Consider the following 13,297-nt stretch of genomic DNA (forward strand, 5'->3'; position numbering starts at 1 on the left):
GCCAGGAAGACATCCGTGCTGGCCGGCGCGGCGGCGGCGGTGCTCGCGGCAGGCGTCTTCGTGATGCTGCCCGCCGACGCGGACGCGACCACTCCCGCGCGCGGCGACCTCGACGCGGACGGCACGACCGACCTGGTCTACCGCAATGTCGCGGGCCAGTTGTACGTCAACACCGGCTCGGCCGAGACCATGGTCCTCGACTCGGACCTCACCAAGGTCAAGGACGTGCTCACGCCGGGCGACCTCGACTCGGACGGCGTCCAGGACGTGCTGACCGTCAGCCCGAGCGGCGTGCTGTACTTCCACACCGGTGTCTACGCACGCACCCCCGGCGGCCTGGGCTCCCGCCGTTCGGTTGCGACCGGCTGGCAGATCTACAACAAGGTCGCCGCCCCCGGAGACCTGAACCGCGACGGCAAGGCCGACCTGCTGGCCCGCACCCCGGCCGGCTCGCTCTACTACTACCCGGGCACGGGCACCGGCGCCTTCGGCAGCCGTGTGCTGGTCGGCACCGGCTGGCAGCAGTACGACGAGCTGGTCGGCGCCGGCGACCTCAACGGCGACGGCGTCGGCGATCTGCTGGCCCGCACCCCGGCCGGTGTGCTCTACCGCTACACGGGCAACAGCGGCGGCACCTTCAACGCCCGGGTCAAGGACCCGAAGACCGACTGGGCGCTGTACAACCAGATCATCGGCGGCGGCGACTGGGACGGCAACGGCAAGACCGACCTGCTGGCCAGGGACTTCTCCGGCGCCCTGTGGTTCTACCCGGGCGACGGCAGGGGCACCTTCGGCGCCCGGGCCGCCCGCAGCAAGGGCTGGGGCAAGGTCACGCAGTTCGCGGGAGCCGGCAACAACCCGCACTTCGGCAAGTTCGGGACCATGGCCCGTACCTCGGCCGGATCCGTCTACAGCTACGAGGTCACCGGCACCGGCACCCTGACCGGCAAGCTGCTGGTCGGCGCGGCCTGGCCCTCCTCCACCACCCGCCTCGCGTACGCCTCCTCCCTCCGCGACAACGGTCTCGCCGACCTGGTCGTGCACTCCATCAGCAGCGGCAAGCTGACCAACCCGGCGTTCTACGCCCTCTCGGACCCCCTGCTCGCCACCGGCTCCACCGCCTACAACCGGGTCGTCGGCCCCGGCGACCTGACCGGTGACGGCAAGGGCGACCTGCTGGCCGTGGCCACCGACGGCACGCTCTACCTCTACGCGGGCAACGGCTCCGGCACCTACCTCGCCTCCCGCGTCAGGATCGGCACCGGCTGGAAGATCTACAACGCCATCGTGGGCGCCGGCGACTTCACCGGCGACGGCCGACCCGACCTGCTGGCCCGGGACACCGCCGGCGTCCTGTGGCGCTACGCGGGCACGGGCAGCGCGTCCGCCCCCTTCTCGGCCCGGGTGAAGGTCGGGACCGGCTGGCAGCAGTACAAGAAGCTGTTCTCCCCCGGCGACGCCGACGGCGACGGCAAGGCCGACCTCATGGCCACGAACTCCACCGGCGCCCTGTACTTCTACGCGGGCACCGGCACGGGCGGCTTCAAGTCCCGCGTCACCAAGGCCACCAGCGGCTGGAGCGCCTGGGCCGACCTGCTGTGAGGCCGTGCCCGGGCGCCGGCCGCCTCAGCCCTCGTCCGGCGTCAGCCGCAGCGAGATGCTGTTGATGCAGTACCGCTGGTCGGTCGGAGTGGGATAGCCCTCGCCCTCGAAGACATGCCCGAGGTGCGACCCGCACCGGGCGCACCGCACCTCGGTGCGCACCATGCCGTGCGACCGGTCCTCGACGAGTTCGACCGCGTCGGTGTCCTTCGGGTCGTAGAAGGACGGCCAGCCGCAGTGGGAGTCGAACTTCGTGGTGGAGGTGAAGAGTTCGGCGTCGCAGGCGCGGCAGGAGTACACGCCCTTCGTCTTGGAGTCGGTGTACTCACCGGTGAAGGCGGGCTCCGTGGCCGCCTGGCGCAGTACGGCGTACTCGGCCGGGGTCAGCTCCGCGCGCCACTGCTCGTCCGGCTTCTCGACGTCGTACGACATGAAGGCCAACCCCTTACTTCTGTGCGAGACGGTCCAGAATCTGCGGGCCGAGGTCCGTGACGTCACCCGCGCCCATGGTGAGAACGAGATCACCGGGCTTCGCCATTCCCGCGATCACGGACGGCACCGCGGCCTTGTCGTGCACCGGCGTCACGTCCGCGCCCGCGGCCCGCGCCGCCTCGATGATCAGCTCGCTGGTCACGCCCGGGACCGGGTCCTCGCGGGCCGGGTAGATGTCGAGGACGACCGAGGCGTCGGCCAGGGACAGGGACTGGCCCATCTCCTTGCCCAGTTCCTGGGTGCGGGAGAAGAGGTGGGGCTGGAAGACGACCAGGATGCGGGCGTCACCGGCCGCCGCGCGCATCGCCTCCAGGTCCGCCGTCATCTCGGTCGGGTGGTGCGCGTACGAGTCGATCACCTGGACGCCGGCCGCCTCGCCCTTCAGCTGCAGACGCCGCTTGACGCCCTTGTACGCGGCCAGGGCCGGGGCCAGTTCCGCCGCGGGGACGCCCAGCGCGGCACCGGCCGCCAGCGCGGCCACGGCGTTGTGCGCGTAGTGCCGGCCGGGGACCGACACCGTGAAGGTCAGCTCCCGGCCGTCCAGGAGGACGGTGACCTCGCTCTTGAGGCCCTGCGCCGCCACGGACAGCACGCGCACGTCGGCGTCCTCGGCCTCGCCGTACGTCACGACCCGGACGTCCTCGACCCTCCGCGTGAGCTCCCGCGCCCCCTCGTGGTCGGCGGAGATCACCAGCGTGCCACCGGGCACGATCTTCCCCACGAACGTCTCGAAGGACTCGTAGATCTCCTCCATCGACGCGTAGTTGGCGTGGTGGTCCAGCTCCACGTTGAGGACGATCGCGACCTCGGGGGCGTACTTGTGGAAGCTGCGGTCCGATTCGTCCGCCTCGGCGACGAAGATGTCGCCGTCGCCGTGCAGGGCGTTGGAGCCGGGCGCGTCGAGGTCGCCGCCGATCGCGTACGACGGCCTGAGGCCCAGCTCCGTCAGGGACACCGCCAGCATGGACGTGGTGGTCGTCTTGCCGTGGGTTCCCGCGACCGCGATCGGGCGCAGGCCCTCCATCAGCGCGGCGAGGGCGTCGGAGCGGTGCACCACCGGGATGCCCAGCTCGGCCGCGCGCGCCAGCTCCGGGTTGTCCGCGCGGATCGCCGACGACACGACGACACAGCCGGCGTCGTCGGCGAGGTTCTCCGCCGCGTGCCCGATGTGCACGGTCGCGCCCAGCGCACGCAGGGCCTCGGCGGTCGCCGACTCCTTCGCGTCGCTCCCCGCCACCTTCGCCCCGCGCTGCGCGAGGATCTTCGCGATCCCCGACATCCCGGCGCCGCCGATGCCGATGAAGTGCGGTCGGTCCATGGCGGTGGGAAGGCCGGGTGCCATGCGTTGTCTCCCTGCGTGCTGGATCGGGCGAACGTTCAGCGACCCACCCTAATGGCCACGGCGTACGCGATCGGTCCACGGGGATCCGCCGTCACACCTTGCTGTGCGAGAACAACTTCAGCACCGGCACCCCCACCTTGTGCCGAGCCCGGGAAGCCCAGTCCCGATGGAAGAACTCCTCCACGTAGTGAGGATCGGTCAGGACGATCACCTCGTCCGCGTCGATCTCGTCCACGAGGGACTTCAACGCGTCCAGGGGGTGGTCCTCGATCAGCCGCCCCTCCGCCTCGCTGCCGGCTCCGTGCAGCGCCTGCAGGGACACCTCGAGGGCACGCTCGCCGAACCCCTTCGCCTCGTCGCCCTCGGGCGTCTCCCCCTCCCGCGTCGCCTCGTCGATCTCGCCGAGCGCGACGTCGTCGATGGCTCGCAACAGCCGGTCCGCCTGGTCGCCACGCGGCTGGAGCAGCACATGGAAGGCGACCTGCTCGTCCCCGTGCAGGGTGGTGACGAACTCCACGTCGGCGGACGTCAGGGCCTTCTCGATCATCAATACGCTTGTGAACACCAGGCGCCCCTTCTCCTACGCGGGCCTGCGGGCCCTCTCGCTCCTCGGGTGTTGCCGGATTTAGTGTGCCCGGACGAAGTAAAACGGAACGGTTGATTACTCATGAATTCGGACACCTGCCTCAAGGCCGCCTGTAGCGAGTGAACAGGAACCCGGCGTCTTCCAGCAGGGACTCGAGTGCGAACCGCCGGGGCACGGCCACCGCCGGACCACCGGCGATACGCTGCGCGTCACCGGCGGTCAGCATGGGGGAAACGGTCAGACAGAGCTCGTCGAGCACCTCCGCGGCCACCAGCTGCCCCAGCAGCCGAGGGCCGCCCTCGGTCAGCAGCCGGGTGTGCCCCAGGTCGGCGAGGGCACGTACCGCGCGCGCCGGGTCCACGCCGACGCCGTCACCGGCGATCACCACCCGGGCGCCCGCCTTCTCCGCGGCCCCGATCCGGTCCGGGGCCGCGGCGGCGCCCGTCAGGACGAGCGTGGGGACCAGCGGCGAGGTGAACAGCGGGAGCGAGAAGTCCAGGTCCAGGCTCGCGGTGACGACGGCGATCGCGGGCGCGGGCCCCTGCCCGGCCGCCTTCCGCAGCTCCGCGAACTCCGCACGCGCGCGTGCCGGACGGTAGCCCTCCAGGCGTACGGTCTCCGCCCCGACGATCACCACGTCCGCCAGCGCCCGCAGCGTGCCGAAGATCCGCATGTCGGCCGCGCCGGAGATGGGCTGCGAGCGGCCGTCGTGCTGGGCGGCGCCGTCGAGCGTGGACACCATGTTGGCCCGCAGCCAGGGCTCCCGCCCGCCGGGTCCGGGCTCCGGGTAGGCGTAGGCGGCGGCGAGCTCGCCGAGGCTCCACTCACGGTCCACGAGACCGGCCCCGGGAATCCCACCGGTCCCCACCGCCCCCTCGCCCCCGGCACCCCCGCCGGAGGCCATCGCTGCTGTCTGGTCGGTCACAGGGAACAGGCGTCGCATGTTCTGCAGTCTGGCACGCGGCCAGGGCCTGTCCGGCGGACCGGGCCGGTAGGTCGCGGGCCCCTCCACTCCCACCTGCGGCGTTGTCGTCGGTCTCCCCCACTGGACGCACCGGACCCCGCTCGCCCGCGTCGAAAGTGCACGGCCGACCCGGACCGGCCCGGTCCGCCGGACAGGCCCTAGCATGGTGAACCGTGTCGTCCTCCACCGCCGCCCAAGGCCTCAGTCCGATAGCCGACGCGGTCCCGCTGTCCCTGTGCTCCCGTGAGCCGCACGTCCCCGCGGACCGGCTGGTCGCCGAGATGGTGCCGCCGCCGCGCTTCGGCTCGGTCCGCTTCGGCACGTACATCCCGGACCCCGGCCGGCCCAGCCAGACCGAGGCCGTGCGGGTTCTGGAGGGCTTCGCCGGCGGGCTCGGCGGGGCGCACGCCATCGGCGCCGCCAAGCGCGGCTTCCTCGGCTTCGGGAGGGCGAAGGCCAAGGCTTCCAAGGTCCCGGCGAGCCCCCGCGGCGTCTACCTGGACGGCGGCTACGGCGTCGGCAAGACCCATCTGCTCGCCTCCCTGTGGCACGCCACCCCGGCGGAGCCCTCGCTGAAGGCGTTCGGCACCTTCGTCGAGCTCACCAACCTCGTGGGTGCACTCGGCTTCCAGAAGACGGTCCAGACCCTCTCCGGCCACCGCCTGCTGTGCATCGACGAGTTCGAGCTCGACGACCCCGGCGACACCGTTCTGGTGTCGACGCTGCTCGGCAGGCTCGTCGACGCGGGCGTCGCGCTCGCCGCCACCTCCAACACCCTCCCCGGCAAGCTCGGCGAGGGCCGGTTCGCCGCGGCCGACTTCCTGCGCGAGATCCAGGGCCTGTCCGCCCACTTCCGCACCCTGCGCATCGACGGCGATGACTACCGCCACCGCGGCCTCCCCGAGGCTCCGGCGCCGCACTCGGACCAGCAGGTGACGAAGGCGGCGTACGCCACCGAGGGCGCCTCGCTGGACGACTTCCCGCATCTGCTGGACCACCTGGCCCGCGTCCACCCCAGCCGGTACGGCGCACTGGCCGACGGCCTGAAGGCGGTCTGCCTCACCGACGTCCGGCCGGTGCCCGACCAGTCGACCGCGCTGCGGCTCGTCGTCCTCGCCGACCGGCTCTACGACCGTGAAGTCCCCGTCCTGGCCTCGGGTCAGCCCTTCGACCAGCTGTTCAGCGAGGAGATGCTGAAGGGCGGTTACCGCAAGAAGTACTTCCGGGCGATCTCCCGCCTCACCGCACTGGCCCGCGACGCGGGCCGCCTCGTCGAGGCCGGCTGACCCGGCCGACACGCCCTGGTCAAGGGTCGGTTCCAGCCAACCGACCCGCAGTTTTCACGCTCTCATTCACGCGAAACGTCGCGTTAACCCTGCAAACAACTTCGCAGGGTTAACGTGTTTCTTGACCAGTCGTTGACCATTGGCTGGCGTGGACCAGAGGAGTGAACTACCGGGAGGGGGGCGCATGTTCCGAGGTAAGACGGCCCGGACCCTGATTTCGATCCTCGCCGCCTTCCTGCTCGCACTCCCGTTCTTCGCACCCACGTGCTCCTTCGCACCCGCGCACACGGCCCGTCAGACCGAGGCCAAAGCCCAGCCCGGATTCAAGCCCTCCGGCAAGGCGCTGCGCGACGAGACCGTCACGGAGCGCGGCTGCACCCCGTCCGGGGACCCGACCGGTCCCCTGCGCACCCGTGACCGGCACCGCGCCACCACCACCGCGGACTCGGCGACCGAGGAGCCCGAGCGTCCGCTCCTCGCCGAGGACCCGGCGGCAGCGCACCAGCCCGTCGTGCCCGGTGCCGCCCATCACCGGCCGTCGAGATCCTCGACGGCCCACACTCCGGCAGCACTTCAGGTCTTCCGCTGCTGAGAGCCGCAGAGCAGCCCCCACCCTGTCCTGCACGTTCCGACGCGCCCTGACGGCGCGCCAGGAGGAGTCACCACATGCAGCCCCTCATCGACAACGCCCGTACGTTCGGACAGCGCCCTGAGGAGTTCGCCAAGCTCGCCGAAGGCCAGTCCCCCCAGGTCCTGTTCATCACCTGCTCCGATTCCCGGGTCGTCCCGGCCCTGATCACGGGCGCCCGCCCCGGCGAGCTCTTCGAGCTGCGCACCGCGGGCAACATCGTGCCCCCGTACGCCTCCGACCGCCCCACCGGCGAGACGGCCACCATCGAATACGCCGTGGAGGTGCTGGGCGTCCAGGACGTCGTCGTCTGCGGCCACTCGCACTGCGGAGCCGTCGGCGCGCTGGTGCGCGGCGACGACCTCGACGCCGTACCCGCCGTACGCGACTGGCTCGCGCACGCCGCCGACGAGCCGTCGGCCGCGGACCCGGCCGACCCGACGGTCGCCCGGGCCGTGCAGAACCACGTGCTCGCCCAGCTGCTGCGCCTGCGTTCCTACCCGTGCGTCGAGAGGCGGCTGGCCGACGGCCGGCTGCGGGTGCGCGGCTGGTACTACGAGGTGCACACCGGGGCCGTGCGCGAACACCGAGCGGACACCGACGCGTTCGAGGCCCTGTGAACGCCGCGATGACCGAGCCCACCGCCAAGAACATGTCCAAGGTCCCTCATCTCAGGCAGGACTTCGCCGCCTCCCTCGTCGTCTTCCTGGTCGCGCTGCCGCTGTGCGTGGGCGTGGCCGTCGCCTCCGGTGTACCGGCCGAACTCGGCCTGGTCACCGGCATCGTGGGCGGCATCGTCACCGGACTCATGCGCGGCAGCAGCCTGCAGGTGTCGGGACCGGCGGCGGGGCTGACCGTGCTCGTCTTCGAGGCGGTGCAGGCGTACGGGCTGCCCGCGCTCGGCGTGATCGTGCCGGCCACCGGTGTCCTGCAGATCCTCATGGGCGCGCTGAAGCTGGGGCGCTGGTTCCGGGCCATCTCGGTGTCCGTGGTCGAGGGCATGCTGGCCGGCATCGGACTCGTGCTGATCGCCGGACAGCTGTACTCGGTGGCCGGCACCAAGGCCCCGGACTCCGGCCCGGCGAAGATCGCCGGGCTGCCGGAGGCGCTCGTGACCGCCGCGGGTGACACCACAGCGCTCGCCTCGCTCGGCCTCGGCGCGGGCACGATCGCCGTCCTCGTGCTGTGGAAGCGGATGCCGCAAAAGCTGCGCACGGTCCCCGGTCCGCTCGCGGCGGTCGGACTCGCCACCCTGGCCGCGCAGGTGTTCTCGCTGCCGGTGGCCACCGTCGAGGTGAAGGGCCTGCTCGGGTCGGTCCGGCCCCCGTCGCTCGACACCCTCGCCGAACTGGCGGACGTCGGCCTGCTCGGCACGGTCGTCGCCTTCACGCTGATCGCGTCCGCCGAGTCGCTGTTCAGCGCGGCGGCCGTGGACCGGCTGCACGGCGGGCCGCGCACCGAGTACGACAAGGAGCTGGTGGCGCAGGGCGCGGGCAACGCGGTGTGCGGTGTGCTGGGCGCACTGCCGATGACCGCGGTGATCGTGCGCAGCGCGGCCAACGTCCAGGCGGGCGCGCGGACGAAGGCGTCCCGGGTGCTGCACGGCGTGTGGCTGCTGCTCTTCGCCGCCCTGCTGCCGAACGTGCTGGCCTGGATCCCGATCCCGGCCCTCGCGGGCATCCTGGTGCACGCGGGCGCCAAGCTCGTCCCGGTACGGCAGATCGCCGGACTGTGGCGCGAGCACCGCGGCGAGGCGCTGATCCTGGTCGTCACGGCCGTGTCGATCGTCGCGGTCAGCATGTTCGAGGGCGTGCTCATCGGTCTCGCACTGGCCGTCGTCAAGACGGCCTGGGAGGCCTCGCACATAAGGCTGGAGGTCATAGACAAGGGCGCCGGGCCCGTCCAGGCGTACCTGTCGGGCAACGCGACCTTCCTGCGGCTGCCGAAGATCCTCGACAGCCTGGAGGCGCTGCCCCAGGACCGGCCCGTCGAGCTGGACCTGTCCGGTCTGCACCACCTCGACCACGCCTGCCGTACGGCGCTGGAGGGCTGGGCCGAGCGGCACAGCGCGGCCGGCACCGAGCCGGTGAAGGTCACCGCGGCCTGACGGTCGCCCCCGGTCCGGTCCGGAGCCAGCAACGTGGCCCCGGACCGGACACCGGGCATATCGTTACAGGAGCAGACAGAACGGCCCTCTTGCCGAGGAGGTCGTCATGCTCGAGGATCTGCTGGGCGCGCTCGCGGGGGCCGGTATCGCCGGCCTCGTCTACCTCGCGGCGGCCGCGCGAGTGGTCAAGCAGTACGAACGCGGGGTGGTCCTGCGTCTGGGACGGCTGCGCGACGCGCAGCGCCAGCCGGGACTGACGCTGATCGTTCCGGCGGTGGACCGGCTGCGCAAGGTCAACATGCAGATCGTGACGATGCCCATCCCCGCCCAGGAGGGCATCACGCGCGACAACGTGACCGTGCGGGTCGACGCGGTCGTCTACTTCAAGGTCGTCGACGCGGCAGCCGCGATCATCAATGTCGAGGACTACCGCTTCGCGGTCTCGCAGATGGCTCAGACCTCGCTGCGTTCGATCATCGGCAAGAGCGACCTGGACGACCTGCTGTCGAACCGGGAGAAGCTCAACCAGGGCCTGGAGCTGATGATCGACAGCCCGGCCGTCGGCTGGGGCGTCCAGATCGACCGGGTCGAGATCAAGGACGTGTCCCTGCCGGACACGATGAAGCGGTCCATGGCCCGGCAGGCCGAGGCCGACCGCGAGCGGCGGGCCCGGGTCATCAACGCGGACGCCGAACTGCAGGCGTCGAAGAAGCTGGCCGAGGCCGCGCAGCAGATGGCGGACACGCCGGCCGCGCTGCAACTGCGGCTGCTGCAGACGGTGGTGGCGGTCGCCGCCGAGAAGAACTCGACGCTCGTACTGCCGTTCCCGGTGGAGCTGCTGCGGTTCCTGGAGAAGGCACAGCAGGAACCGCCGCGGCAGGTCACCGAAACACCGCCGCGGCACGCCGAGCCGCCCGCGCACCCCGAGCCAACCGCGCGCCGCGAGCCAACCGCGCGCCGCGACGCCGAGACACCTGCACAGAACGCGGTGGAGACGCCCGCGCAGGACGCCGTCGAGGTGCCTCCGTGGCGCACAGTCGACCGGTGACACCTGCTACGCGCGTGGTTCCGGGGACGCGCGCCGGGTGATAGACACAGCGGGGTCACAGTCCTGTCCGCCAGCAGGAAGGTCACCCATGTCGGCAACCCGACGTCAGATCCTCGCCCGTACCGGTGCCCTGGGAGCGGGCATCGCGTTCACCGGAGCCCTGTCCGAACTCTTCGCGGGTACGGCCGCCGCCCAGACCCTGGGCCACACCGGTTACGGCCCCCTCGTGCCCGACCCGAACGGCCTGCTCGACCTGCCGAAAGGATTCCGCTACCGCGTCCTCTCCCGCGAGGGCGATCCCCTGCGCTCCGGCGAGGGCCCGGTCCCGTCCAACCACGACGGCATGACCGCACTGCCCGGCCGGCACGGCAGTGCTCGCCTCGTGCACCTGGTCCGCAACCACGAGAACCGCCCCACGGCGAAGTTCCCCGTCCCGACGATCGAGGGCCTCACGTACGACCCGGCAGGAAAGGGCGGCTGTACGGCCCTGACGCTGGACTCGGGCAACCACGTCCTCTCCGAGCGGGTCGCGATCGCGGGGACGGCCGTCAACTGCGCGGGCGGGCCCACACCTTGGGGCACCTGGCTGACCTGCGAGGAGACCGAGGACAAGGCGGGCACGAACGGCTACGCCAAGGACCACGGCTTCATCTTCGAGGTCGACCCCGCCACCCCGCGCCGTACCGGCGCCGTACCGCTGACCGCGATGGGCCGCTTCCAGCACGAGGCGATCGCGATCGACCCGCACCAGGGCATCGTGTACGAGACGGAGGACGCGTTCCTCAAGCCCTTCGGGCTCTTCTACCGCTTCCTGCCCCACCGGCCACTGGGCGGCATCGGCTCGCTCCGCGCGGGCGGCCGCCTCCAGGCGATGCGCGTGCCGGGCGTTCCCGACCTCTCCTCGATCCAGGAGACGGGAGCCACGTTCGACGGCATCGAGTGGGTGGACGTACCGGACCCCCTGGCCGCCGTCACCCCCACCCGCCTGCAGGACTACGGTCCGAAGGGCATCACGCACGCGCAGAAGCTGGAGGGCTGCTACTGGGGCGGGAGATCCGTCTACTTCGTGTCGTCGTTCGCGCGAGGCGCGGACGGTTCGGCGGCCGACCACTTCGGCCAGATCTGGCGCTACGACCCGGCCCGCCGCCGCCTGACCCTGGTGATCGTCTTCGGCCCGGACACGGACATCCAACTCCCCGGCGAATCCCCCGACAACATCTGCCTCGCCCCCGGAGGCGGCCTGATGGTGTGCGAGGACGGCAACGGCGCCCAGTACGTCTACGGCGTGACACGCCAGGGCGAGGTCTACGCGATGGCCCGCGGCCGCCAGAACATCGGTACCCCCGAGGCACCCGAGTGGGGCGAGTTCGCGGGCGTCACCTTCTCCCCCGACGGCGGGACGATGTACGTCAACTGCTACACACCCGGGACCACGTTCGCGGTGACGGGGCCGTGGCGCGGCTAGGTACCGGGCCGCACAGCGGTTAGCGTGACTTTCGTGCGCGCGAGGTACGTGATCGTCGCGGCGACGGCCGCGCTGGGGCTGGTCGCGGGGTGCGGCGACGACGAGAGCGACTCGGGCGTCCCCGCGCCCAGCGCGTCGCAGCGGATCACGGTGACGAGCCCGGCCTTCACCGAGGGCGGCACGATTCCGCGCCGCTACACGTGCGACGGCGAGGACGTGTCACCGCCCCTGCACCTGGCCGCCGTACCCGCGAACACCTCCGAACTGGTCCTCCTGGCCGAGGACCCCGACGCCCCGCACGGCACCTTCACCCACTGGCTGGTGTGGGGCGTCGGCCCGCACGACACGGACTGGCCCGCCGGCGAGGTTCCCCGGGATGCCGAACAGGGCCGCAACGGCTTCGAGAAGACCGGCTACGGGGGCCCGTGCCCACCCAAGGGCAAGCCGCACCACTACGTCTTCACGGTCTACGCCACCGACCAGCCACTCGACCTGCGCGCCGACGCCTCGGCGGACGACGTCAGAAGCGCCCTGACAGGCCACACCCTGGCAGCCGGCACCCTGACCGGCCGCTACGGCCGCTGAACCGGCCGCGCCACAGCACCGCAAGCCCGCGCGAGTGACTTGACCGGGCAAGCGTGCCGCATCCAGACCCGAATGCCGGTTTCATTCGCATATCTTCGCCCGGTGATCACTCTCGCACGCCGTATCGGCGCCGTCTGCGCCCTCGGTGCCGCCCTCGCCGCCTGCGGTGCCCCCGAGGCGATCCGCTCCTCCCCCCGGACGAGCCCCTCGGCGGTCTCCGTGTCCGGGCCGCCGACCCTCGCCCCCGGCCCCGCCGGCCTGACCCCCGTCTTCAAGAACGGCTCCCGGACGCGCGGCAGGACCGTCGCCCTCACCTTCGACGCCGACATGACGGCCGATCAGGGGGCACGGGCCGCGGCGGGTGAGCGGTTCGACAATCCGGGGCTGATCGCGGCGCTGCGGGCGCTCGAGGTGCCGGCGACGGTGTTCATGACGGGGCGGTGGGCCGCGGAGTACCCGGACCAGGCGCGGTCCATCGGGCGGGATCGGCTGTTCGAGGTCGCCAACCACTCCTACAGCCACTACGCCTTCACCCCGGACTGTTATGGGCTGCCCACCCTCTCCGCCCAGCGGATGCGGGCCGACGTGGAGCGGGCGTACACGGCCTTCCGCAGGGCGGGAGTACCGGACGCCATGCCGTATTTCCGGTTTCCCGGCGGCTGCTACGACCGCACCGCGCTGCGTGCGATCAGCGGTGCCGGTGTGACCGCGGTGCAGTGGGACGTGGTGAGCGGGGACGCCTTCGCGACGGACGCGGACGCGGTGGCACGGCAGGTGCTGGAGGGTGTGAAACCCGGCTCCGTGGTCGTCATGCACTGCACGCGCAGTGCCGCTCCTGCGACCGAGCGGGCGGTGCGGACGATCGTTCCCGAGCTGCGCGGGCGCGGGTACCGGTTCGTGAAGGTGTCCGAGCTGATCGGGACAGCGGGCGCGCCGCGGTGAGGCTCGTACGCTGGAGACATGAGCGATGACAGCGGCGGCAGCGGGAACGACTACTGCCTGATCGACGCGACGAGGCCGCCCAAGGCCGACGGGCCGCCGTACGCGGACTGCGTGCTGTGCCGGGAGCCGACCGAGTATCCGGAGTCGTACAAGGGGATCACGCTCTGTCCCGTCTGCGAGTGGCAGGAGGCCCAGCGCACCGCCTGCTCGGGATGACCCACTCGTGCCCCGGGGCGGGTCGACTAGCCTG

Annotated in this window: 14 protein-coding genes; 10 read left to right on the forward strand and 4 right to left on the reverse strand. The window is 71.7% G+C overall.

The window, feature by feature from the left end; all coding sequences use genetic code 11:
* Positions 1 to 15 precede the first annotated feature (15 nt).
* The gene (locus tag ABZO29_RS12390; protein ID WP_367320232.1) at positions 16 to 1,602 is read left to right on the forward strand and encodes an FG-GAP repeat domain-containing protein; all 1,587 of its coding nucleotides are present in this window, start codon (positions 16 to 18) and stop codon (positions 1,600 to 1,602) included.
* A 24-nt stretch (positions 1,603 to 1,626) separates the two neighbouring features.
* Here ABZO29_RS12390 and msrB read toward each other — a convergent pair whose 3' ends face one another.
* The 4 genes from msrB to ABZO29_RS12410 all read right to left on the reverse strand — a co-directional run bounded on the left by msrB (position 1,627) and on the right by ABZO29_RS12410 (position 4,965).
* Positions 1,627 to 2,034 carry a peptide-methionine (R)-S-oxide reductase MsrB gene (gene msrB / locus ABZO29_RS12395; RefSeq protein ID WP_367320233.1) on the reverse strand — a complete coding sequence of 136 codons (408 nt, stop codon included), beginning with the start codon at positions 2,032 to 2,034 and terminating at the stop codon, positions 1,627 to 1,629.
* A gap of 13 nt (positions 2,035 to 2,047) precedes the next feature.
* Entirely contained in the window at positions 2,048 to 3,436 is a 1,389-nt protein-coding gene (gene murC / locus ABZO29_RS12400) for a UDP-N-acetylmuramate--L-alanine ligase (protein ID WP_367320234.1), read from the reverse strand.
* 91 nt (positions 3,437 to 3,527) lie between these two features.
* Complete coding sequence (locus tag ABZO29_RS12405) at positions 3,528 to 4,001, reverse strand: indole-3-glycerol phosphate synthase (RefSeq protein ID WP_367320235.1); 474 nt, start codon at positions 3,999 to 4,001, stop codon at positions 3,528 to 3,530.
* A gap of 121 nt (positions 4,002 to 4,122) precedes the next feature.
* Positions 4,123 to 4,965: a pyrimidine reductase family protein gene (locus ABZO29_RS12410; RefSeq protein WP_367320236.1), complete on the reverse strand. Its 843-nt coding sequence runs from the start codon at positions 4,963 to 4,965 to the stop codon at positions 4,123 to 4,125.
* A 194-nt stretch (positions 4,966 to 5,159) separates the two neighbouring features.
* On the opposite strand from ABZO29_RS12410, the gene zapE reads away from it, so the two are divergent.
* The 9 genes from zapE (at position 5,160) to ABZO29_RS12455 (ending at position 13,263) form a co-directional block, all read left to right on the forward strand.
* Positions 5,160 to 6,272, forward strand: coding sequence for a cell division protein ZapE (gene zapE / locus ABZO29_RS12415; protein WP_367320237.1), 1,113 nt, complete (start codon positions 5,160 to 5,162; stop codon positions 6,270 to 6,272).
* Positions 6,273 to 6,456: 184 nt separating this feature from the next.
* Positions 6,457 to 6,864, forward strand: a complete 408-nt coding sequence (locus ABZO29_RS12420) for a hypothetical protein (protein ID WP_367320238.1) — start codon at positions 6,457 to 6,459, stop codon at positions 6,862 to 6,864.
* A 74-nt stretch (positions 6,865 to 6,938) separates the two neighbouring features.
* Entirely contained in the window at positions 6,939 to 7,520 is a 582-nt protein-coding gene (locus tag ABZO29_RS12425; protein WP_367320239.1) for a carbonic anhydrase, read from the forward strand.
* An 8-nt stretch (positions 7,521 to 7,528) separates the two neighbouring features.
* Positions 7,529 to 9,007, forward strand: a complete 1,479-nt coding sequence (locus ABZO29_RS12430) for a SulP family inorganic anion transporter (protein WP_367320240.1) — start codon at positions 7,529 to 7,531, stop codon at positions 9,005 to 9,007.
* Between the two features lie 106 nt (positions 9,008 to 9,113).
* Positions 9,114 to 10,055 (forward strand): slipin family protein, encoded by a 942-nt coding sequence (locus ABZO29_RS12435; protein ID WP_367320241.1) that lies wholly within the window; start codon positions 9,114 to 9,116, stop codon positions 10,053 to 10,055.
* A gap of 88 nt (positions 10,056 to 10,143) precedes the next feature.
* Positions 10,144 to 11,520, forward strand: a complete 1,377-nt coding sequence (locus ABZO29_RS12440) for an alkaline phosphatase PhoX (RefSeq protein ID WP_367320243.1) — start codon at positions 10,144 to 10,146, stop codon at positions 11,518 to 11,520.
* A gap of 33 nt (positions 11,521 to 11,553) precedes the next feature.
* Entirely contained in the window at positions 11,554 to 12,105 is a 552-nt protein-coding gene (locus ABZO29_RS12445; RefSeq protein ID WP_367320244.1) for a YbhB/YbcL family Raf kinase inhibitor-like protein, read from the forward strand.
* A gap of 102 nt (positions 12,106 to 12,207) precedes the next feature.
* On the forward strand, positions 12,208 to 13,047 hold the full coding sequence (locus ABZO29_RS12450) for a polysaccharide deacetylase family protein (RefSeq protein WP_367320245.1): 840 nt from the start codon (positions 12,208 to 12,210) through the stop codon (positions 13,045 to 13,047).
* Positions 13,048 to 13,065: 18 nt separating this feature from the next.
* Positions 13,066 to 13,263 (forward strand): hypothetical protein, encoded by a 198-nt coding sequence (locus ABZO29_RS12455; RefSeq protein ID WP_367320246.1) that lies wholly within the window; start codon positions 13,066 to 13,068, stop codon positions 13,261 to 13,263.
* Positions 13,264 to 13,297 lie beyond the last annotated feature (34 nt).

It is taken from the genome of Streptomyces sp. HUAS ZL42 (genome assembly GCF_040782645.1).
GTDB lineage: Bacteria > Actinomycetota > Actinomycetes > Streptomycetales > Streptomycetaceae > Streptomyces.

What these genes read in the sequence shown, in the direction of transcription:
- msrB (WP_367320233.1), bottom strand. Translation starts at nt 2,034, where the DNA reads ATGTCGTACGACGTCGAGAAGCCGGACGAGCAGTGGCGCGCGGAGCTG.
- murC (WP_367320234.1), bottom strand. Translation starts at nt 3,436, where the DNA reads ATGGCACCCGGCCTTCCCACCGCCATGGACCGACCGCACTTCATCGGC.
- ABZO29_RS12410 (WP_367320236.1), bottom strand. Translation starts at nt 4,965, where the DNA reads ATGCGACGCCTGTTCCCTGTGACCGACCAGACAGCAGCGATGGCCTCC.
- ABZO29_RS12420 (WP_367320238.1), top strand. Translation starts at nt 6,457, where the DNA reads ATGTTCCGAGGTAAGACGGCCCGGACCCTGATTTCGATCCTCGCCGCC.
- ABZO29_RS12425 (WP_367320239.1), top strand. Translation starts at nt 6,939, where the DNA reads ATGCAGCCCCTCATCGACAACGCCCGTACGTTCGGACAGCGCCCTGAG.
- ABZO29_RS12430 (WP_367320240.1), top strand. Translation starts at nt 7,529, where the DNA reads ATGACCGAGCCCACCGCCAAGAACATGTCCAAGGTCCCTCATCTCAGG.
- ABZO29_RS12435 (WP_367320241.1), top strand. Translation starts at nt 9,114, where the DNA reads ATGCTCGAGGATCTGCTGGGCGCGCTCGCGGGGGCCGGTATCGCCGGC.
- ABZO29_RS12440 (WP_367320243.1), top strand. Translation starts at nt 10,144, where the DNA reads ATGTCGGCAACCCGACGTCAGATCCTCGCCCGTACCGGTGCCCTGGGA.
- ABZO29_RS12455 (WP_367320246.1), top strand. Translation starts at nt 13,066, where the DNA reads ATGAGCGATGACAGCGGCGGCAGCGGGAACGACTACTGCCTGATCGAC.